This is a genomic window from Brevibacillus sp. NPDC003359 (assembly GCF_042878995.1).
Taxonomy (GTDB): Bacteria; Bacillota; Bacilli; order Brevibacillales; family Brevibacillaceae; genus Brevibacillus.
This window is the reverse complement of sequence record NZ_JBIAOR010000002.1, coordinates 434,483-454,664: the sequence shown is the minus strand read 5'-3', so window position 1 is coordinate 454,664 and position 20,182 is coordinate 434,483. Positions and strand designations below refer to the sequence as shown.

Here is a 20,182-nt window from a genome sequence, read left to right as displayed (position 1 = left end):
TTAAGAGGCATCTGACCTCATGTTGAAGTAACGGCTATCTTTTAGTGTTCCCGTACCATTTCAAGATCAGTAAAAAGAACGGAAGAACTGATATCAGTCTTCCGTTCCCTCCTTACCTGTTTAGAAAAACTCTGCACCGGACGCGAGGTTCAGCATGGCGCGCATCGTTTTATACATATCTTGCGGATTGGCTGCATTGTAATAAACCATGTTTGTAGCTGTTTCATAGCGCGTGCCAGGGACAATTGCGGCCATCTCGGCTTGTCCTGCATGGGAGAATTCCATCGCCAGCTCTACAGGTACAGCTGTACGGAATGGCTGGATGCTATTGCGGTTGCGCAAGGCATTGGTCGTCTTGCGCTTTAGTTCAGCGGTCGCTTCTTCACGCGAGAGACAGATAGCAGCTGTGCGGGATACAGCTTCCTTTACGATAGCTGTTTGAATGCCTGGGATCAGTTCCTGTGCTTCGACGGCGATGAGATTATCTCCAGACACCATGACAACAGGAACGTTGTACATGCCGGCAATTGCGGCGTTAAAGCCAAATTCACCCACGACTTGTCCGTTGATATACATGTTGTGAACAACGCCGGACATCGTATGACTGAGCACACCAGGAATCCCTTGGCGGGTATGATAACCGATAAACATTGCTGCATCAAAGCTCTCATCAAGCCCCTGCATCATGGATGAATCGCGTGGAGAACCTGCTAACAGTCTCGCTTTCGGATGGAGCTTTTCCCAGAGAATGTTGTTCATCGTGTTGTGGCTGTCTGCTACAACAATTTCTGTTACGCCAGACTCAAGTGCAGCTTCAATGACTGCATTGGCATCGTCTGTCATAAACTGGCGACCACGCTGATAGTTAACCCCTGAATCCGGATTAATATAGCTCGTATCGACAATGCCTGAAATACCCTCCATGTCTACTGAAAGAAATAGTTTCATCTCAATTTCACCCTTTCTGGTGTATCTTGCTATACAAAATAGTTCCAATTCATATGTAACCAGATTGAACATGAGTAGGCAACCATAAAAACAGATTCTTCAAACAAATGACGAAAAAAGCACGATGCCGCTGTTCGCGTTTCACCGTGCTTTTCGTCATTTCAGTAACGTACGATAAAGAGTAACAATTTGTTCGGTCATGAGTTGAATGGTAAACGTGGATTCTACTTTGTTCAGCGCGGTTTGTACCATGGTTTCACGCAACTGTGGTGAAGTCCAAAGCCGTTCCATAGCTTGCGCCAACAAAGCTGGATTTCCCGGTTCGACGATCAGTCCAGTCTCGCCATCGAAAACAAACTCTTTCACACCGCCGACATTGCTTGCTACGACAGGAACCTCCGAAGCCATCGCCTCGATGATCGTATAGCCTAGCCCTTCGTAAAAGGAAGAGTGGACAAAGCCATCTAAGGTATGCAAGCATGCAGGAATGTCCTGCCGAAATCCGGCAAAGCGAACACGCGATTCCAGCCCTAATTCTTTTACCTTGGCCTCGAGCGCAGCACGCTCAGAGCCGTCTCCGATCAACACGAGATAAGGGACCTCTTTCTTGTCCGTCACAAGCGTATGAAACGCATCGAGCAGAATCGGGAGACCTTTTACGGGAACAAAACGAGCTGCTGTCCCGAACAAAAAGGCGTCCTCAGGTATGTTCCATTCCGCACGCAGTCGATTGCGGTCATTCTCTCGTAAATGGTTTTGCCGATAAGGCTTCATGTCCATTCCGTTATAAATCACGCTAATGTCTGACGAGCGGACACCCTGCCCCCGCAAAATATCGGCAATCGCACCACTGATCGCGATATAATGACGGTTCCAATGTCTCGTGCTCATTTCCATCATGCTGACAATGGCATAGGCCAAAGAGCTTGTATAATCATAACGGAGTGAGCTGTGAACAGTGGTCAACAACGGCACCTTCATACCGCGAGCTGCTAGTCGGGAAAAGAAATTGGCTTTAATCCCATGCGTATGGATGATCGCTGGTTGGAATGTGGAAAAGGCATTCCGCAAAGCCTGCAACAATCGTAAGTCAAAACGTCCGAACTGATTCAGTGTAATGACTTGGATGCCTGATTCCCGCAATTTACTCGCGAAGAGAGAATCATAGAAGCATACGACTGCGACTTCTACTTCGTCGACTGGAAAAGTAGTGACCAAATTGAGAATATGTTGTTCAGCACCGCCAAATTCCCCCCCGCCAATCACGTGGAGGACTCGTAATTTGCTCATCTGATTTCACCCGAATCGTAATTAAAAAACCTCTGCTGAGGTATGTACATGGAGGCACGACCGTATAGAGGCGGTGTACCAAAAAAAGAACGATCATTAATAAACAAAGCCATTTTCACTATAGCAGATGCCTGCTAGATTCGCAATAAGACAGCACTTATGGTATCGTTGATGATGGAAAATTGAATGGAGAAGGACGGTTACGTAAATGAATCCGCACAACGTGTTAATCATATGCTACATATTTCCTCCAATTGGCGGGGGTGGCGTGCCAAGACCGTTGAAAATGGCTAAATATTTGGGGGAGTTTGGCTGGAACGTCCATGTGCTGACAGTAGATCCTGCCTATCATGCGACGCTTGATCCATCCCTTTTGGCTCAGCTGCCGAGTGATGTCACCATTCACCGTGCGAAGGAGTGGCAGATGCTGCCGAATCGTGGGGGCCAAGCCCAAGCCGCCTCAGCAAGTGCCAATACAACGTCCTCACCGTTACATCCCTCATTCAAGACGAAGGTAAAAAAACAGGTCGTCAATGTCCTGAAAAAAGTAAAGCCATACTTGTTGATTCCAGACGATCAAATCCTGTGGATGCCGAATGCACTCAAGCTGGGGCGAGAAATAATGCGCCGTGAAAAGATCGATGTGATTTTTTCCACATCGGGACCTGTAACGAACCATTTGATTTCGAAAAAGCTTTCCCGTGAGTTTGGCTGCAAATGGGTAGCGGATTTCCGTGATCCGTGGACGCAAAATATGCACACCTCTGGCATTGAATGGCGAGAGCGCATGGAAGAGCGAATGGAGGAGGCGGTGATGTCCCAAGCGGATGCGGTCACGACCGTTACCGCGACCTTCGCCTATAATTTTCGTGAGAAGCACCAGGACCGCATCAAGCGGATGGAGCTGATTTACAATGGGTTTGATCAGGCTGATTTTCAAGGGTTGGCTCCTAGCCATGCTGTTCCGGACAAATTTCATGCGGTGTACGCAGGTATTTTGTACCAAAAGCGCAACCCGCGCCTTCTCCTGCAAGCCATCCGTGAACTCATCGATGAAAAAGCAGTAGACCGAAATGATCTCTTGCTCAGTTTTGCCGGGGTGTTCGATTATCCGGGGTATTCCGAAAATCGCGATTGTGTGGAAGTATTGGGGCTCGGTGACATCGTGAGAGTGCTAGGGAACTTGCCGCATAAAGAAGCGCTCGGATTAATGAAAGGCGCTAATGCCCTCTTGTTGATCGGGGATGTGTCCGCAGACGCCGGAGCGTATATTCCGGGTAAGCTCTACGAATACATGGGGATCGGTAACCCGATTCTTGCCCTGAATAAAAGAGGCGAAGCGACAGAGATTATTGAAGATTTCCGTCTCGGGCAAGTAGCTGATCCAGAGCAAAAAGACGAGATCAAGCAAGCGTACCTGAAGCTGTATCAGGAGTGGAAAACGCAAGGACAAGCGGATAGCGAGGAACGCGGAGCAGATTTTGCAGAGCGTGTTAAACCGTACGAGCGACGTGAACAGGCCAAGCAGTTGGCGCGATTAATGGATGAGCTGGTGAAAAGATAATACATCATAACTCCGGAGCCAATGAAGGCTGCGGGGTTTTCTTCGTGACAGACACATGTAATATTGAGCAATATCCTCGTAGAAATACAAAAGGACCTGACGATAATCGCCAGATCCTGATCGTGCCTATCAGCCTGCTGCAACGCAATTGCAGCAGGCTTTTTTAGTACAACAAATACTTTTCTACTTCTTCCGGTTCTTTGATGTGAATACCGCCAGTATCGCCGTATTTGAACAAATTGAACATCACTTGCTGGTCCATTGTTCCGGCTTCAGGCAGCGGCAGAATGATCCACGTCTCGTACTGGTGGATCAGACGATCTTCCTTGCCGAACCAAATCGTAGTTTTGATCGTGGATTCCTTCAAGATGTAATCAAGATCAGGGCGTTCTCCCAATTGATTTTTCAATGGTTCAAACAGTGGGCTTTGGCTATTTTTCAGCCATTCTGCTCCTGTCATTTTCAATTGGAACGGAACGCTGACGACACCGATAACTTTTTCCTCAGGCAATTGGATAGCCTTGTCCATGAAAGGCAGCCAGTCCTCAAAACCTTTCAATACATCGAAAGCAAGCGGTTCATCAGGGGCTGTTACAAACTGGTCCTTGGCTTTGATATAGCGCTTGTCGTTAACTCGATAGTACGAATATGGCTGGGCAGCAATACGGGCATCCACATTATAGCCTTTCCCGTTGATGACGGCTCCCTCAAACATACTTGTTGTGGTACGAGAGAGAATCGTGTTTTTAACATAACCTCTGTACCAGTAGGTCTGTGCCACCTCATCTGTTTTGCCTCGTTCCAAGGCTGTTTTCAACCACTCCGCACCTGACTCGGTTTGGACCGTGGTCGTCTGATCCGGCTTCTGGTCAAAATTAGTAGTGGCAAAAGCTTTTGTCCCTGATTCATACGTGCAGCCACCGAGGAGGGAGGCTGTGCATACGGCAGCGAGCAATGCCCATGCTTTCGTCGCTTTACGCATGGCGAAACCTCCTTACGACTCCGTATCCCAAGAGTCCCACGAAGAGCGCGATCGTGAGTCCGAATACCGGAATGTTGTGCTGCTTAAACACGAAAATGCGATGCGTATTGTACATGTTGGCCACGATTTCGTTTTGCTTGTCGCCATCGATGTCACCAATTTGAACATTGATCAGCGGCAAGTAAATGCGCCAGTTTTGTTTCAAGCCTTCTGGTGTGAAGTCATAGCCAGACAAATAGCGGGAATCTGTTGTGCTTACCCAGCTTTTTGCCTTTGCTACGATCTCAGGCTTTTCATTGCTACCGATCGTAGCAAAGTTGGAGAAGCGGAAGCTCTTGTCGCGGTCACCGCTCGCCCACAAGATTTCCCATGTGCCATCTTGCTTTGGCTTCAAGATGTACGAAGGCTTGCCAGCCACGAGCAATTCATCCACCTTGTCGTTGTCGATATCGGCAGGAATGAACTCACCTGTCGCCAATTCAGCTTGCTTGCGAGTTAGCGTGTAGGATTCCGTCAGTGTACCATCCGACTCTACTGTCAGTACACTGAGGTGCTCACCCATGACAACGAGTCCTTCGTGTCCATCAGGGAGCATCATGGTGGTCAGTAGCTTGGTTGATTTTGTCGTGCCACCAAATGGTTTTCCTTCATAGTTTCCTGTCAGCATGCCGTCCTTGATGTGCAGATCTGTGTACTTCGAGCCCAAGGTTTGGCGTACATCCATACTTCCTTGGTTTTCTTCCAGCTGATTCGCGATATTTTCCATATCGAGGACAAACGCACGGTACGGTGCTGTTCCGATTTGCAGCATGCCTTCCGCATAAGGCTGTCGCTGTACATTTGGTACCAATTGTCCGTCTTTTAGCGTGTAGTATGGGAAGCCTGGGTAGTCGGTCGGCAATTTTTCCTTGATGATCTCCATGGTATCTGCCGGAATCTGATCATTCGGCATCCGCACCATTTGGCCGTCTTTCCAGGTCAGGACGTAAAGAGAAACAGGTTCAGCCTGCAAATGGCGCAGCTTCTCAGCCATTGCTTTTTTCTCTTCCTCCGTCTCTGGCTTTTCAATTTCTTCTGGCAGTGGGAGCTCTTCCGCATTTCCAAGGGTGATGATCTCCATGTTGCCATCGCCATTGACGTCGTACAGCGTGAGTGGGAAGTAATCGACCCAATCCCCGTTGTACAGACGGTCAGATTCGTACTTCACAGTAAAGTGGCTCAGTGCAGTCAGTGTATCTCTGTTGAACGTGACATTTGCCAAGAGGGCAATCAGAACCAAAGATCCGACTGCACGCCAATTGAGGCGCCCGTACCATTTCACGAGCAGGGCAATCACAATGACTGCGATTGCTCCACCGATCAAGATAGCAGCAGTCGTTTTCACGTCTACGCGCGTCAGTGCCCGATCCAAGAGCAAGAAGCCGATGGTAAACACAAGCACTTGACGACGTTCCGACGGATGCACCACAAAGTAGCAAAAAGCTAGTAGTGGCAGGAAAATGAGTAAGGCAATCCACGTTAAATCAAGGAACGCAGGTTTCACGAGCAAATGGTAAATCAAAAACAGGGCAATGGCGTACAGCGCCCAGCTTATCGTTTCAAGAATAGGATTCCGGCGCATGCCCTCACCACCTTTTGTTTTGTGTCTGGTCGACGAATAATGCGCAGAGGAAGCCGCCAAACAGCCAGAAATAGAGGGCCATGAACGGCACCTCGAAAATGTTTTCCACGAGGTTATGGGTAGCTACTGCTATTAATCCGCCCAGTAGGCCGAGTATCGCAAAAAAGTGCGGCGTGCCTTGAAGGCTGCGGATGAGCCCAGCCCCATATTTAAACATGGTGATCACGGCTCCGATTAACAGGATGATCCCGATCAGACCGTATTCCGCCAAACTTTTGAAGAAATAGCTGTCTGAATAAATCGTACCGAAATGGCGAGTAGCAACTGCTCCGCCGTGATGACCGAGTCCGACGCCGAACAATGGTTCGATACGCATATTGTCGTATGCTTTTCCCCAGCGCCCGATGCGTCCACCTTCACTGCTAGATTCGAAGTATTCAGGTGTAAACAGCGTGAAAATGCGATCTTTAACTTTTCCGACAAGTGGAACGGAATCAGGAACGAAGAACAGAGCGACAAGCCCGATGATTCCTGCGATCACCAAGTATCCGGCGATTCGCTTGTTCCATATGTAGAAGCACACGAATACGGCAAAGGCGAGTGCGAACCAGGCACCGCGAGACCCTGTTAATAGCATAGCAAGCACAGTGGTCAGTGTAACGATAGCCCAGATCCATTTTTGCTTACGGTCTTTAGCAGTCATGAAAAGACCAGCGGCAACCGGTGAAACCAACGCCATGTAGCTGCCCAATACGTTCGGGCTCGTCACAAAGGAGAAGGCGCGAGTCGTGATCGCTTCGCCTTCCTGAACCCATGATTCAGGCGTTTTGACACCAATAACGACTTGAAAAACACCGTACAGAGCGGCTATGAAACCGACAAGGGCAAGTCCCTTCATGAACTTGTCCAAGTCTTCCATCGACTTCAGTAAATAGAAGCCCATGAAAAAGGCGAGGATGTACTGGTAGACAGAGCGGAATCCTTCCACTGTCGCTCCCCAGTTCGCCATGTCTGTTACCATGATGGCAACACCTAGGACGAAAAAGGCTCCCAGCCAATGTTTGATTCCAGGCATCGTTCTGTTTGATTGCAAGAAGGCTCCAAACGTAAACAGCATCAGAACGATGAGCAGTCCTTCATCCCACAAAGAAGATATGACTGGAATCGGTAGAATCTGTCGCATGACATAATCGATTACAGGATAGGCCAATAGCAAATACAACCACGTAGTTGATTGGCTTCCCCACTTCAACACGGTTTCTCTCATTTTTATTGTAGTCCTCCTACAGGTAGGGTTTAACCTACCTATTATAATGAATCTGACAACCCGGTAGCAAGCCGGGGGGAAAGAGGTTGGTAGGAACAGTAGAAATAAGATATGATAGCTAGGTAGTTTGAGGGATGAGAACCAAGCCTGGAACGAAGGGTTTCAAATAGGGATAGGAGATAAGTGGACATGAGTTTGTTGAAAATCGCTTCCATGATTGTTGTGCTGACTCTCGTTGGAAGACTTCTGGGCTTTTTTCGCAGTGTGTATGTATCCAGCTTGTACGGTACTGGGATGGAGGCCGATGCGTTTAATATTGCGGCGACGATCCCGCTGACGCTGTTCTTAGTCATACCGGGAGCGGTCAATGCTGTGCTGATTCCGACGATGCGTGGCATGATGGAAAAAGGAGAGCGGACTTCTGCCTTGTATCAGAAGATGCTCACGATCATTTTGGGTATATTCGTAACTCTCTCTGTCTTAGGGGTTGTCTTTTCTTACGAACTTGCTGCGATGTTTGGACTGACAGGTGAGAAGCTGGAACTCACGGCTAGCATGCTGCAATGGATGTGGCCATCCGCTATTTTCATTGGGTTAACAGGGCTGTGGTCGAGTATTTGTAACGCTCACCAACATTTTTTTACACCGACGCTTGGCACGGTAGTCAACGGAGCTCTGGTGATTGTCAGCATGTATGTGCTTGTTCCGATGTATGGTCCCATTGGTTTGGCAATGGCTACGACCATCGGTTACTTGGCTGCGCTGTTGCCGATTCTCCCGACTTTGCGTGGATTCGGCTATCAGCAACGCCTCTCTTTCGCTTGGAGTGATGACGTTGCTCTCAAAGGCATGGGCGAGCGCGTCATACCAATTTTGATTGGTGCGGTGGTAGCTCAGGCCACTACCTTTTTGGAGCGAGGCTTCGCAGAAGGACTCGGAACCGGCGTAGTTTCGGCTCTCGCCAATGCGAACCAGATTATGCAATTGCCTCTGGCTATTTTTGTCGGGGCGTTTACGTTGCCGTTGTTCCCATTGTTGGCTAGTCACGTCAAGCGGGGGGAAATGTCAGAGATGAAGCAAATTCTGCAAAAGGGACTTGCCTATCTCCTCATTTTGCTGTTGCCTGTGACGGTTGGACTTGCGCTATACGCAGAGCCTATCATCCGACTAGCTTTTGAGCGCGGTGCGTTCGATGAGCGTTCTGTCGCTTTGACAGCATGGGCGCTGCCGTTTTACGGCTTGGGACTTTTCTTTTTAGCATCGAGAGACTTGCTGACTCGCGCTTTTTATGCACTAGAAAACACGAAGACACCCGTTATCATTGGAGCGATCGGGATCGTTGTGTACGCCCTTGCAAACTGGTTGCTCATTCCGGTCCTCGGTCATGGCGGAATCGCCCTGGCTAATGCGGTTTCGGCTGTCAGCCAAGCGCTGTTGCTGTTTGTTTTGCTGTGGAGGGCTGTGGGCAGCCCTGTTCGAGCGAATTTCCTCATGACGGCCGGGAAAACCATTCTGGGTTGCGGAGTCATGGCCGGGGCTATTTTACTCGTTGATCCATGGTTATCCGCACTGCCTGTTTGGGTGTACTTGCCGCTAGGAATTATCGGTGCGGCTCTGCTTTATCTCGTGGTGCTCATTGTGGTTCGAGAGCCACTTGTGTCAGAGCTACTGCAAAAAGTACGAAAGCGGTCTACTCCTGCGGGAGGGCGCTCGTAAGCGGGAATTCCCTGATTGCATATCGAGTCTTACCCGAGCTTGCGGAGGGAATGGTCTCCACGTATGAGACGTGAATGCTCACTTGGCCTAACGCCTGGCGAATTCCTGCCAAAAGCTTGGCTTCATCCGCAGGCAAAAAACGTTCGGGCTCCTTCACAAGTCTCAGGCTCAGTCGTTCGGGCTCATGCTGGACGATTTGAAAGGTGCGGAAGCTGTCCATATTGCGCACGATGTGATTAAAATAATGGCCGTGTACGTACTGTCCGCTTAGCGATAGGAACATGTCGTCTTCTCTGCCGTCGATCGTAGAAAGTAGTGGAAACGGGAGATTGCATGAGCAGGCTGAATCAGACAGAGCGGCGATGTCTCCTAATTGGTAGCGAAGACGAGGCATGACGGTATTGTGCAGGTCTGTGACGAGCAGGGCTCCTGGTTGCCCTTTGTAGAGGGGAATGTGCGTGATTGGATCGACTACCTCCAAATAACAGTTCCCGGAAAAGGCATGCATGCTACCAGCCTTGCATTGATAGGCGATGATCCCGCCGTCACGGGCGCCGTATTCATTCACAACAGGCGCATGAAAAGCTTGGGCAATTGTTTGCCGCTGGTGCTCGTGCAAGCTTTCTGCTGTAGAGACCACGGCTTTGAGCGGGAGCCCGAGTGACATGCCGCGTCGTAGCATCATCGTGGCGAGTGAATGAAGCGCTGAGGCGTACCCGTATAAATAAACTGGACGGAATTCTCGGATGAGGCGCAGGTTTGCTTCCAACTGTCTTTCATCCAGTTCATAGGCAGAAATCATCAAGCGGTTTTTCAACCAGCGTTCCTTCCAACGGTAGCGGCGAGCTTGCTGGGCGTTCAGTTCGAGAGGAGAGCCCCAGATCATCACACATGGGTCACCTATGCGAATGCCGTACCAGGACAGCCCCAGCCAGCGTGCAGCTTCATATCGCTCGACAGTTGGACGGTCGAGATAAAAATGGGTAGGTTCACCTGTGGAGCCTCCCGTACGATTTCCGATGAGCCTGCTTGTTTGTAGGCCTTGGCTCATATAGTGATCAGCGTTTTGCCGAAAGTGTGCTTTGGTTAGAACAGGAATGCGCTGCAAAAAACGTTCGGGCATCTCGCGCATTTTGCTCCAGTCTAGTGCTAAGGCTGTGTAGGCGGGGACGTTTCGTATCACATGATCGAGTAGGTTCACCAGCTTTTCTCGCTGCTGCACGTGTAATGCCTCGGTCGATAGATGCTCGGCTGCTTGCCATTCTTTCATGTAATGACGGATGCGATTTCCTTTCAAAACCTCCATTAAGGGCCACTGTACATGGCGGATCAAAAATCCGGTTGTGGGCATAATATCCCCTCCTACTCACAGATCAGACATGCAGACGATTATAAAAAATCAATGGAATCTGTTTTTCATCAGTATTCCTGCCAAATTCCATCGATATACCTGTTTGCCGGAAGAGGGAAATGATAGTAGGATAGAGAGTGGGTTCATGTCGATTGGTGCTACCCCAAGGGTATCCAGTCAAAGAGACGAATAAAGGAGTTACCCATGTTGAAAAAAAGTCATTTTCTCGCGGGAGCGTTGATCTTAGCCATAGCGGGGATTTTGTCAAAAGTTATCGGGATGTTTTATCGGATTCCGCTTCAGGAGATAGTGGGGGACAGAGGTCTCGGACTCTATCAGGAAGTATATCCTCTCTACCTGACCTTTCTCATATTGGCGACAGCAGGTGTGCCAGTAGCGTTGTCGAGGGTTATTGCAGAGGCATTGGCTGAAGGAAAGCAAGGCTCTATTGGGCAAATTCTCGCCCGCAGCATGGTCATGATGGGCGCCATCGGACTTGTCTTGTTTGCGCTCCTGTACGCCAGCTCTCCACTCATCGCAAAGCTCATGGGGAATCCGCATTTGATTGAGCCGATTCGGGCGATTTCCATGTCGCTGTTGTTCGTTCCTTTGATTGCGGTCATTCGCGGCTTTTTCTATGGCCATCAAAAAATGCTATTTGTCGGTCTTTCGCAAATCGTAGAACAGACCTTGCGTGTCGTATTTATTTTGGTAGCTTCCCTGTATCTCGTGTCACTCGGTGAAGATACGGATACCGTGATTACTGGAGTCAATTTCGGTACGATGATTAGTACGTTTTTAAGTCTCGGGTTTCTAGCATTGCTCATGTGGCTGCATAATCGGAAAAATTCCGTGTTTAGCGGGGCAGAGTGGGGGCGCCTTGCTTGGTGGTACGATCGTACATTCTTCTTGTACATGTGGCGAATTGCCTGGCCGATTTGTATCAGCGCCTTGGTGATCCCGATTTTCAGCCTGACCGATTCCTTCCTGGCGATTAACATCTTCCGCTACATATGGAATGTGGACGGCTTGACGGCGGATACGTGGTTTGGCATTTACAGCAGGGGAGGTCCACTTTTGCAAATGGCGAGCTTGTTCGGATCGTCGATTGCCCTCTCGATCGTGCCTGCCATTGCGGAAGCGATGAGACAAAAGGATCAGGAACGGATTACGACCTTGACCAAGCTTTCGCTGCGCTTTGCCTGGCTGATCGGTCTGCCTGCTGGTCTTGGGCTGACAGCTGTAGCCGAAGGTGCGAATCTGGCTTTGTACGGTGATATGGAAGGGACACGTGCGATGGCGATTTTAGGCATTACGGCGATCCCACTTTCCTTGTTGCTTGCTACAAACGGTATTTTGCAAGGCATAGGTAAAGAGAAAATCCCTGCGCGTCATCTGCTGTATGGTGTCATTGTAAAAGTATTGGCGACACTCGTGTTTACCTCGATGTTCGGTATGGACGGCTTGTCCCTGTCATGGCTGGTTGCTACTGCATTTGTCTGCGTACTGAATATGCGAGTCATCAGCCGGTACGTATCGATTCCGATTAACTGGCGTTTCGATACCATATACCCGTTACTGGTGGCTAACCTCATGCTCATTCTGGCTTGGGGAGCGACAGAGGTAGTTGATTTCCTGTTCAGGGGAAGAGAACCGGTGCGCATTTTGGGAGCGATAGAGACCGTTGCTGGGGTCGGGGTAGGACTTGTGGTTTACTTGGGACTGCTGATCCTCATTCCACTCATTGAGGACAAGGAGCTGGACTGGCTGCCAGGCGGAAACAAGCTGCGGGCCTTTATCCAACTCATTCGGAAGAAGCAAGCCTCGTCGCTAAAATCCAATACGAATAACGATTAAAGGACGAAAATAACCCCCCTTTCTCTGCGATAGAGGAAGGGGGGTTTTTCGCTCTTATTATTTCGTTTTTTGATAAACACAGACAACCATCTTTACGAAAAACTCGCGGATAGCAGGGAGGTTTGCCAATGCTTGTAGCTGATTGCGCAACGGAATCTCGCGCTGGTATACGGCTGGCTGCACCACGCCTTGCTGGATTTTTCGAAAACGTTTAATCGTCATGCGATTGATGTACGAGATGGTATCTCTGCCGTCAGGAAGCTGGTCGAAGCGAAAAGCAATCCGGTCAGAACCGTCTGGCAAGTCGCGGACCAGCTTTTTATAGGCGTCAATCAAGGCTTGCTCCGAGAAGAGAGCATGCACCCAAGGAATGCCGATTGCATCTGACAAATGAGCACCGTATGGATGATAATACGGCGGAAAATTAATGTAGAGATGCCCGCCAGGCTTCAATACCCGAAAGCATTCCTCCAGCGTCTTTTTCGGTTCGCCTACGTGCTCCATCACGTCATTCATGATGATCGTATCGAACGTGTTGTCTGGGAAGTCCATTCTTGCGGCATCACCAGTCATGAAGGAGACAAGATGATCCAGTCCTTTTTTCTTCGCGAATTCATTTCCTTCCTCCGCGTAGTGGGGGACGATGTCGATGCCGATCATTTTTTTCGGACCATAGGTGGTATAATAGCAGGTTTTTCCCCCGCCGCCACAGCCGATGTCCAATACGGTTTTGTCACGGAACATTTGCTCCTGTGAATGGAAGGGGAGGAAAAACTGAATGGTTTGATCCCCTTTTTGAAATTGCCATTCGGTATAGCTCATTTCCCCGTTGTTTGCCAGGTTGAAAGGGTGAACGGGGAGAGGAAATAATCGATTTAAACCAACTAACACTTGTGAAGAAAAGGACATGATGTCCTCCTTTCCAGGTCAGCCTTATTTACGTAGCGCCTGCAGAACAAGTTCACTGCTTTTGGAAGCTTCGATCGCTAGTAGATGGGAATGCTCCGTTACCACATCAATTTCGTGATTGAGGTTGTCCAGTTTTTCAGCGAGCAAGGTCAAAAGTGTAGTTTCATCGAGTTCAGTAATATGACCAGCATTGGGCATTCCAGCGCGTTCGACGAATCGATCGATTTTCGGATCGTAGGAGATACCGATAAAAGGGATTCGCAGCATGCACGCAAGAATGAGCGAGTGAAGCCGCATACCAACGACGTAGTTGCATTGCTTCAGTACCGACATAATGTCATGAAAAGTAACAGGCGCATCGAGAAGACGTGCTCCTGGTTGGGTCATCTGGTCCATGATTTCCTTGGACGGTGCCAAATCACTAGGGACATGCATCGGAAGGAAGAGAACATTCCATCCGCACAGGATAAACCAATCTGCTGCTCGGGCTATCTTCTGTTTGAATTGCTGTTCCTGCTTCCAGTCCCGGACGGAGATGGCGACTAAAGGCTTGGAAGGATCATCAAACATACCATGGAGCAGCTCATTTCCCCGTTGATCTGCAATATCGTCTGGGGATATCGTCAGAGCAGGGTCAGCTGTTATATAGATCGGGGCTTTTTTTACGCCGCAGGCTTTGAAGTCCTCCCCGGATTCGTAGTCGCGAACTGTGATGATGTTGACGTGATTCACCACTCGTTTAATCATCGTGCGACTGAGCGATTTGAGGATGGGTCCAAACCCTTGTGCGTAAAAGACCACGGGTTTACCTAAAAGCTTGGCAATGGTGACGATGCCCAAATAGTAGAGGACACTGCGTGGACTGGTTACATCCTGCATCAGTGTGCCGCCGCCCATCACCAGCATGTCACTTCGCGAAAGCTCGCGGACGATGGTTCCAAAGCTCCAGCGGTCATAGGCTTCAATCCCGAATAATTCCGCTGTCCGATCAGGCTGATTGGACAAGACGGAGAGAGAGATATTTGGTTGTTCCCGCTTAAGAGAGCTGATGATGCCGTACAGGACCACATCGTCTCCGGCATTATTAAATCCGTAGTACCCGGAGATGAGAATTCGCGACATGGAGTGAACCTTCTTTCTATATCAAACGTACAGGAAAAATACATTCTCAAGTATAATCGAGTAAACAAGGGGAAGTAAAGCAACCACAGTAGAAAACTTCACGCCCCAATTGTTTGGACAGATACAGTGGGTTCAGCGCGGTTCGTAGGGTATAATGATGTTGTTCCGACTTACGAGAACATATAGAGGAAACCCATACCGAACATGCCGATGCCAAGAACAATGAGGGCAATCATGACGATGAATAGTCCCTTATTTTTGCGGCGGCGGTAAAAAAATTCGTCAAACATGGTAAGCCTCCCTGCGGTTATGATAGTCCATTCTGCTATCATACCATGTTCTCTATCATCCTTGCCATCCACATATGAGTGAATAGATGTCCGCAAGATTAGGGGCGTATGACAGCAAAAGGGAAGGAGCATTTTTCATCATGGAAAGCATGTGGCTCAAATACACATTACTAGTGCAACCAGAGATTGAGGATTTGTTTGTGGCAGAGGTTTTGACCAGCTCCTATACGCTTGGCTGGATCGAACCGCAAATCGAAGTACTGACAACAGAAAACGGATATGATTACGCAGAAAATACGGAAGGTCCACTTGTTGGCTATTTGTTTGAACCCCAGCACGATCATGAAGAGGAGCATGTAGACCGCCTGAAGACCTACATTCTGCGCTGGAATGGACAAGTCACCATAAAAGAAGTAGAACTCGTAGCTGAGGAAAATGAATCGTGGAAAGAGGAGTTCCGGGAAGTCAAAATAGGCGACTGGTGGGTGGCACCAACGTGGACGGACCCCGGAGCGCTGGAGTCGGCAGAGCATATCCTATGGATCGATCCAGGTGCAGCCTTCGGAACCGGGTATCATGGAACGACGCAGGACATTCTTTTGTTTTTGCAAGAGATGGATCTGGAGGGTAAGCGAGTCATTGATGTAGGAGCTGGCTCAGGAATTCTCTCCTTGTACTGCGCTTTGAATGGAGCTAAGCATCCTGTATGGGCAGTGGATGTTAATCCTCAAAGTGAGTATCAGGTCCTCGTCAATGCGACCAATAACCATCTTCCTGACCAGGCTGTAAAAGTCGTGATTGGGGATGCGAGGGAAGACGCAGTTACGTCTCAATTGCCTGACCAAGCTGATGTTATTCTGGTCAATATCGGAGGCGATGAAAATGTCGCGATGCTTCCGATGATTACGGAGCGAATCGCGCCAGAAGGAATCTTGATTCTCTCGGGAATTGTTGAATGGAATCGGGAAGCTGTCATCGCCACATTTGAACAGGCAGGATTTCAAGTAGAGAAACAAAGTCAACAAGACGAATGGGTAACTATTTTACTGAAAAATATCGCTCTGAACCGCCATGTAACTTCCGTGTGAGACAATAGAGAAAACATGCTACACAGGAGGGGAAAACAAATGGAGCAGGTTGTCATTGTTGCTGCCGGACGTACGCCAATCGGTACGTTTGGTGGCGTCCTGAAAGATGTAAGCGCTCGCAAGCTAGCAGAAACTGTCATTCGTGGTGTCATGGCTCGATCTGGTCTGGAAGCTTCTCAGATCAATGAAGTCATTTTAGGCAATTGCATTCAGCGGACAGACGAACCAAACATAGCGCGAGTGGCAGCATTGGATGCAGGATTGGGAAAAGAAGTGACGGGCTACACGATTCAACGTCAATGTGCTTCCGGCATGCAAGCGATTGTAAGCGGCGCTTCCCAAATCCTTTTAGGCGACAGTGAAATCGTCTTGGCAGGCGGCGTTGAGAGCATGAGCAATGCCCCGTATGTCCTGAAAAATGCACGCTGGGGCAAACGATTGACGCATGGTGAGATGACCGATTCGATGTGGGAGTTGTTAACAGATCCCCACCACCAAATCCTGATGGGCGAAACGGCAGAACGTTTGGTCGATCGTTATGGGATCAGGCGCGAGGAGTCGGATGAAATTGCCTTGCGCAGTCAGCAAAATGCGATCCGAGCCATAGACAGCGGTTTGTTTGCTGAAGAAATCATCGGAGTCCCTATTAAAAAACGCACCGAAGAAATCATCGTAACGGAAGACGAATTCCCTCGCAGGGGAGTGACCATGGAAAGCCTCGCGAAACTCAGACCCAGTTTCCGAGACGATGGTACAGTGACGCCAGGCAATTCCTCCGGGCTCAACGATGGAGCGTCCGCAGCCGTTTTGATGAAGGAAGGAAAAGCGAGAGAGCTCGGGATCGAACCACTCGGTAGAATTGTCTCGTGGGCGGTAGCGGGGGTAGAACCCGATTTGATGGGATATGGACCCGTACCAGCAGTGAAGCGAGCATTGGCGAAAGCCGGGCTGACGCTTGCGGATATGGAACTGATCGAAGTAAATGAAGCCTTTGCTGCACAATACCTCGCCGTGGAAAAACTGCTGGAGCTGCCGCGGGAACTGACGAATGTGAACGGAAGCGGCGTCGCGCTGGGTCACCCTGTCGGTTCTACTGGATGCCGAATTGTCGTAACCTTGCTGCACGAAATGAAGCGGCGACAGCTAAAACGAGGCTTGGCTGCACTTTGTGTTGGCGGCGGGATGGGTATGGCGATGGTTGTCGAACGCATGTAGGTTTAAACGAAGTCTCCCCTGTTAAAAATGGAAGCAAAGGGGGAGGCTTTGTCATGTTTATACGGTCATTTTTCAAACGACATGGAAAACAGATTGCGTTTCATACCTTTTCCTGTTTGGCGATCGCGGCATTATTGCTGGTTGCCTACAGTGCCTATCAATATAAGCAAATGACAAATCAGTGGTATGCCCCGATCGATGGAGCGAAAGGAAGCGCAAAACAGGCAGCTGCTTCACTTCCTCCACGTGATCTTTTGACAGGAACAGAACCATTGAAGCCTTTTGTCGCCCTGCTTCTTGGTGTTGATAGTCGAGACGGGGAAAGTGCACGTTCAGATACAATGATGCTTGCGGCGATTCATCCCGGGAAGCAATCCGTCTATCTTCTGGCCATCCCGCGTGACAGTTACATGGAGCTCCCGGGAAAAGGGTACGACAAAGTGAACCATGCGATGGCTTTTGGCGGTCCGAAGATGGTGAAAGAGTCGCTTGAGAAATTTTTGAATGTAAAAATTGATCGGTATATCTCCGTAGATTTTGATGGCTTCCGTCAAATTGTGGACGAGCTGGGAGGTGTCACTGTCGATGTGAAGAAACGAATGAAGTACAGCGATCCGAGCGACAACACGTATATCGACATTCAACCAGGGCAGCAGACTTTATCGGGTGAACAGGCTTTGGATTACGCCCGTTATCGCAAAAGTGATCTGGGCAAGGAAGACAGTGATTACATGCGGATTGGCCGACAGCAGGAGATTCTCAAAGCATTGGCCTCAAAAGGCACCTCGCTCCAAGTGTATACTAAAGCATTTTCACTCATGGAAATACTGGGTCAGCATGTGAAAACGGACCTCACTGAGCAAGAAATCGCCTCTCTACTATTGTCTTATGGCGATGGCACTCCGAACTCCATTCAAGCTGATACACTGGTCGGGCAGGATGAGCGCATTTGGCATAATGGAATCGTTGGCTGGTATCATCTCGTCCCCACATCTGAACGGGAAAGAGCACGACAGCAAATGATCAAAGAAGTAACACCGTAAAACACGGAGAGCATAAGGGTAAAGGACACGGCTATCATCAGGGGCTTTGTCCTTTTTTTCGTAGAATAGTTTTGTCCTAAAAAAAGGAAAATTCTTGATTTTAGTTGGAAAATTGAATATGTTTCGAATACAATAGTCATTAGGAAGAGATTATGAATGTAGATCATAGGGAGAGGCAAGGCCATTTAAGGGATGGAGGGAATGACCATGTCAAATGCCAAGCCTTGGATTGCCAATTACCCGCCCGAAACTGCGCCGTCATTGGATTACCCCCGTGTTCCTTTGACGCATTTTCTGGAGCAGTCTGCAGCTATGTATCCAGACAGTAACGCGATCTATTTCATGGGAAAAAGCATTACGTATCGAGAGCTTTTGCAGTTGTCATACCAATTTGCCAATGCATTGATCAAGCGCGGTGTAAAGAAAGGTGACCGCGTGGCGATTATGCTGCCAAATACTCCTCAAGCCGTCATCAGCTACTACGGGGCGCTTTTTGCAGGCGCGATCGTGGTCATGACCAACCCGCTATATACCGAGCGAGAATTGATTCACCAAATGAACGATTCAGGCGCCGAGACCATCATCACACTGGATTTGTTGTACAAACGTGTTACCCAAGTCCGTGCATCTACCTCACTTCAACGAATCATCATCACAAGCATTGGCGATTTCCTTCCCTTATTGAAAAAATGGCTATATCCGTTCGTGCAGAAGAAACAAGGACAAAATCCGCAGGTTACATACAGTGCAGATATTGAGCCTTTTCTTTCCGTCCTAAAAGAAAGCGCTACCAAGCCTGTAGAAGTACCAGTCGATCCGACCCAGGACATCGCGCTCCTCCAGTATACAGGGGGGACAACAGGTGTTGCCAAAGGCGTCATGCTGACGCACGCCAATCTCATTGCGAATGCAGTCCAGTGCCAAGCGGTCCTTTACAAGCTGAAAAAGGGAAAAGAACGGATTTTGTGTGTGCTCCCACTGTTCCACGTGTACGGGATGACTACCGTGATGAACAAAGGCATTTGTATCGCAGCGGAAATTATTCTCGTTCCCAAATTCGACGTGAAACAAATATTTGAAATGATTGACAAGCGTAAGCCTACTCTTTTCCCAGGGGCACCAACCATGTATATCGGTCTCATTAACCACCCGGACCTGAAGAAGCATGATCTTTCTTCCATTGACGCATGTGTTAGTGGATCAGCTCCGTTGCCAATCGAAGTCAAGCTCAAATTTGAAGAGTTGACGGGCGGCAAGCTGGTCGAGGGTTATGGGATGACGGAGGCTTCTCCCGTCACACATTCCAATCCCATTTGGGAAAAAGGAATTACGGGAAGCATCGGAATGCCGTGGCCAGATACGGATTGTCGAATTGTTGATACCGCCACGGGAGAAGAGATGCCCCAAGGCGAGGTCGGGGAGTTGGCCGTAAAAGGACCTCAAGTCATGCTGGGGTATTGGAATCGCCCTGAGGACACCGCTGCCGTATTGAAGGATGGTTGGTTTTTGACGGGAGATATGGGCTATATGGACGAAAACGGCTATTTTTATATCGTAGACCGCAAAAAAGACATGATTATAGCTGGTGGCTTCAACATTTATCCGCGCGAAGTAGAAGAGGTGCTGTTTGAGCATCCCGCTATCCAGGAGGCAGCAGTCATCGGTGTTCCTGATCCGTACCGGGGGGAAACAGTCAAAGCATTCGTCGTATTCAAGGATGGACAGCTCGCGAATGAAGAGGATCTGGAAGCACATTGCAGACAGAGACTTGCCGCCTATAAGATTCCGAGACAATACGAGATTCGTACAGATTTGCCCAAAACCATGGTCGGAAAAGTATTGCGTCGCCAATTACAAGAAGAAGACAAGAAGAAAAGGGAAGCTCAGGAAGAAATCAAAACGAGCTAGTAGCTGATGTT

General features: G+C 49.0%; 15 protein-coding genes. 7 read left to right on the top strand and 8 right to left on the bottom strand.

The window, feature by feature from the left end:
- Nucleotides 1–120: 120 nt before the first annotated feature.
- The gene (locus ACFYU8_RS11620; RefSeq protein ID WP_390298494.1) at nt 121–948 is read right to left on the bottom strand and encodes a M55 family metallopeptidase; all 828 of its coding nucleotides are present in this window, start codon (nt 946–948) and stop codon (nt 121–123) included.
- A gap of 156 nt (nt 949–1,104) precedes the next feature.
- Nucleotides 1,105–2,238 carry a glycosyltransferase gene (locus tag ACFYU8_RS11615; protein WP_390298491.1) on the bottom strand — a complete coding sequence of 378 codons (1,134 nt, stop codon included), beginning with the start codon at nt 2,236–2,238 and terminating at the stop codon, nt 1,105–1,107.
- Nucleotides 2,239–2,446: 208 nt separating this feature from the next.
- On the opposite strand from ACFYU8_RS11615, the gene ACFYU8_RS11610 reads away from it, so the two are divergent.
- The gene (locus ACFYU8_RS11610) at nt 2,447–3,802 is read left to right on the top strand and encodes a glycosyltransferase family 4 protein (RefSeq protein WP_390298488.1); all 1,356 of its coding nucleotides are present in this window, start codon (nt 2,447–2,449) and stop codon (nt 3,800–3,802) included.
- Nucleotides 3,803–3,965: 163 nt separating this feature from the next.
- Here ACFYU8_RS11610 and ACFYU8_RS11605 read toward each other — a convergent pair whose 3' ends face one another.
- From ACFYU8_RS11605 to ACFYU8_RS11595, 3 genes are read right to left on the bottom strand one after another with little or no spacing between them, the layout of a single operon-like run.
- Nucleotides 3,966–4,784, bottom strand: a complete 819-nt coding sequence (locus ACFYU8_RS11605; RefSeq protein ID WP_390298485.1) for a hypothetical protein — start codon at nt 4,782–4,784, stop codon at nt 3,966–3,968.
- The gene (locus ACFYU8_RS11600) at nt 4,777–6,405 is read right to left on the bottom strand and encodes a hypothetical protein (RefSeq protein WP_390298482.1); all 1,629 of its coding nucleotides are present in this window, start codon (nt 6,403–6,405) and stop codon (nt 4,777–4,779) included. The genes ACFYU8_RS11605 and ACFYU8_RS11600 overlap by 8 nt, the downstream gene beginning before the upstream one ends.
- 4 nt (nt 6,406–6,409) lie before the next feature.
- Nucleotides 6,410–7,672, bottom strand: a complete 1,263-nt coding sequence (locus ACFYU8_RS11595; protein ID WP_390298479.1) for an O-antigen ligase family protein — start codon at nt 7,670–7,672, stop codon at nt 6,410–6,412.
- A 189-nt stretch (nt 7,673–7,861) separates the two neighbouring features.
- On the opposite strand from ACFYU8_RS11595, the gene murJ reads away from it, so the two are divergent.
- Nucleotides 7,862–9,388: a murein biosynthesis integral membrane protein MurJ gene (gene murJ / locus ACFYU8_RS11590; protein ID WP_390298476.1), complete on the top strand. Its 1,527-nt coding sequence runs from the start codon at nt 7,862–7,864 to the stop codon at nt 9,386–9,388.
- On the opposite strand, the gene ACFYU8_RS11585 is transcribed toward murJ, so the two are convergent.
- The gene (locus tag ACFYU8_RS11585; RefSeq protein WP_390298473.1) at nt 9,363–10,739 is read right to left on the bottom strand and encodes a phenylacetate--CoA ligase family protein; all 1,377 of its coding nucleotides are present in this window, start codon (nt 10,737–10,739) and stop codon (nt 9,363–9,365) included. The genes murJ and ACFYU8_RS11585 overlap by 26 nt on opposite strands.
- A gap of 204 nt (nt 10,740–10,943) precedes the next feature.
- Here ACFYU8_RS11585 and ACFYU8_RS11580 point away from each other — a divergent pair, with 204 nt between their 5' ends.
- Nucleotides 10,944–12,596: a putative polysaccharide biosynthesis protein gene (locus tag ACFYU8_RS11580; protein ID WP_390298470.1), complete on the top strand. Its 1,653-nt coding sequence runs from the start codon at nt 10,944–10,946 to the stop codon at nt 12,594–12,596.
- A 57-nt stretch (nt 12,597–12,653) separates the two neighbouring features.
- Here the strand turns inward: ACFYU8_RS11580 and ACFYU8_RS11575 are convergent, their stop codons facing one another.
- Both ACFYU8_RS11575 and csaB read right to left on the bottom strand, forming a co-directional pair.
- The gene (locus tag ACFYU8_RS11575) at nt 12,654–13,505 is read right to left on the bottom strand and encodes a class I SAM-dependent methyltransferase (protein ID WP_390298467.1); all 852 of its coding nucleotides are present in this window, start codon (nt 13,503–13,505) and stop codon (nt 12,654–12,656) included.
- Between the two features lie 24 nt (nt 13,506–13,529).
- Nucleotides 13,530–14,627, bottom strand: coding sequence for a polysaccharide pyruvyl transferase CsaB (gene csaB / locus ACFYU8_RS11570; RefSeq protein WP_390298463.1), 1,098 nt, complete (start codon nt 14,625–14,627; stop codon nt 13,530–13,532).
- Nucleotides 14,628–15,057: 430 nt separating this feature from the next.
- On the opposite strand from csaB, the gene ACFYU8_RS11565 reads away from it, so the two are divergent.
- The 4 genes from ACFYU8_RS11565 (at nt 15,058) to ACFYU8_RS11550 (ending at nt 20,171) form a co-directional block, all read left to right on the top strand.
- A complete protein-coding gene (locus ACFYU8_RS11565) occupies nt 15,058–16,005 on the top strand; it encodes a 50S ribosomal protein L11 methyltransferase (protein ID WP_390298460.1) in 948 nt (315 codons plus the stop codon).
- Between the two features lie 39 nt (nt 16,006–16,044).
- Nucleotides 16,045–17,220, top strand: coding sequence for an acetyl-CoA C-acetyltransferase (locus tag ACFYU8_RS11560; RefSeq protein ID WP_390298457.1), 1,176 nt, complete (start codon nt 16,045–16,047; stop codon nt 17,218–17,220).
- Between the two features lie 53 nt (nt 17,221–17,273).
- Nucleotides 17,274–18,263, top strand: a complete 990-nt coding sequence (locus tag ACFYU8_RS11555; protein WP_390298454.1) for an LCP family protein — start codon at nt 17,274–17,276, stop codon at nt 18,261–18,263.
- 207 nt (nt 18,264–18,470) lie between these two features.
- The gene (locus tag ACFYU8_RS11550) at nt 18,471–20,171 is read left to right on the top strand and encodes an AMP-binding protein (protein WP_390298451.1); all 1,701 of its coding nucleotides are present in this window, start codon (nt 18,471–18,473) and stop codon (nt 20,169–20,171) included.
- Nucleotides 20,172–20,182: the final 11 nt, after the last annotated feature.

What these genes read in the sequence shown, in the direction of transcription:
- ACFYU8_RS11575 (WP_390298467.1), bottom strand. Translation starts at nt 13,505, where the DNA reads ATGTCCTTTTCTTCACAAGTGTTAGTTGGTTTAAATCGATTATTTCCT.
- ACFYU8_RS11550 (WP_390298451.1), top strand. Translation starts at nt 18,471, where the DNA reads ATGTCAAATGCCAAGCCTTGGATTGCCAATTACCCGCCCGAAACTGCG.
- murJ (WP_390298476.1), top strand. Translation starts at nt 7,862, where the DNA reads ATGAGTTTGTTGAAAATCGCTTCCATGATTGTTGTGCTGACTCTCGTT.
- ACFYU8_RS11605 (WP_390298485.1), bottom strand. Translation starts at nt 4,784, where the DNA reads ATGCGTAAAGCGACGAAAGCATGGGCATTGCTCGCTGCCGTATGCACA.
- ACFYU8_RS11600 (WP_390298482.1), bottom strand. Translation starts at nt 6,405, where the DNA reads ATGCGCCGGAATCCTATTCTTGAAACGATAAGCTGGGCGCTGTACGCC.
- ACFYU8_RS11585 (WP_390298473.1), bottom strand. Translation starts at nt 10,739, where the DNA reads ATGCCCACAACCGGATTTTTGATCCGCCATGTACAGTGGCCCTTAATG.
- ACFYU8_RS11595 (WP_390298479.1), bottom strand. Translation starts at nt 7,672, where the DNA reads ATGAGAGAAACCGTGTTGAAGTGGGGAAGCCAATCAACTACGTGGTTG.
- ACFYU8_RS11610 (WP_390298488.1), top strand. Translation starts at nt 2,447, where the DNA reads ATGAATCCGCACAACGTGTTAATCATATGCTACATATTTCCTCCAATT.
- ACFYU8_RS11620 (WP_390298494.1), bottom strand. Translation starts at nt 948, where the DNA reads ATGAAACTATTTCTTTCAGTAGACATGGAGGGTATTTCAGGCATTGTC.
- ACFYU8_RS11580 (WP_390298470.1), top strand. Translation starts at nt 10,944, where the DNA reads ATGTTGAAAAAAAGTCATTTTCTCGCGGGAGCGTTGATCTTAGCCATA.
- csaB (WP_390298463.1), bottom strand. Translation starts at nt 14,627, where the DNA reads ATGTCGCGAATTCTCATCTCCGGGTACTACGGATTTAATAATGCCGGA.
- ACFYU8_RS11565 (WP_390298460.1), top strand. Translation starts at nt 15,058, where the DNA reads ATGGAAAGCATGTGGCTCAAATACACATTACTAGTGCAACCAGAGATT.
- ACFYU8_RS11560 (WP_390298457.1), top strand. Translation starts at nt 16,045, where the DNA reads ATGGAGCAGGTTGTCATTGTTGCTGCCGGACGTACGCCAATCGGTACG.
- ACFYU8_RS11615 (WP_390298491.1), bottom strand. Translation starts at nt 2,238, where the DNA reads ATGAGCAAATTACGAGTCCTCCACGTGATTGGCGGGGGGGAATTTGGC.
- ACFYU8_RS11555 (WP_390298454.1), top strand. Translation starts at nt 17,274, where the DNA reads ATGTTTATACGGTCATTTTTCAAACGACATGGAAAACAGATTGCGTTT.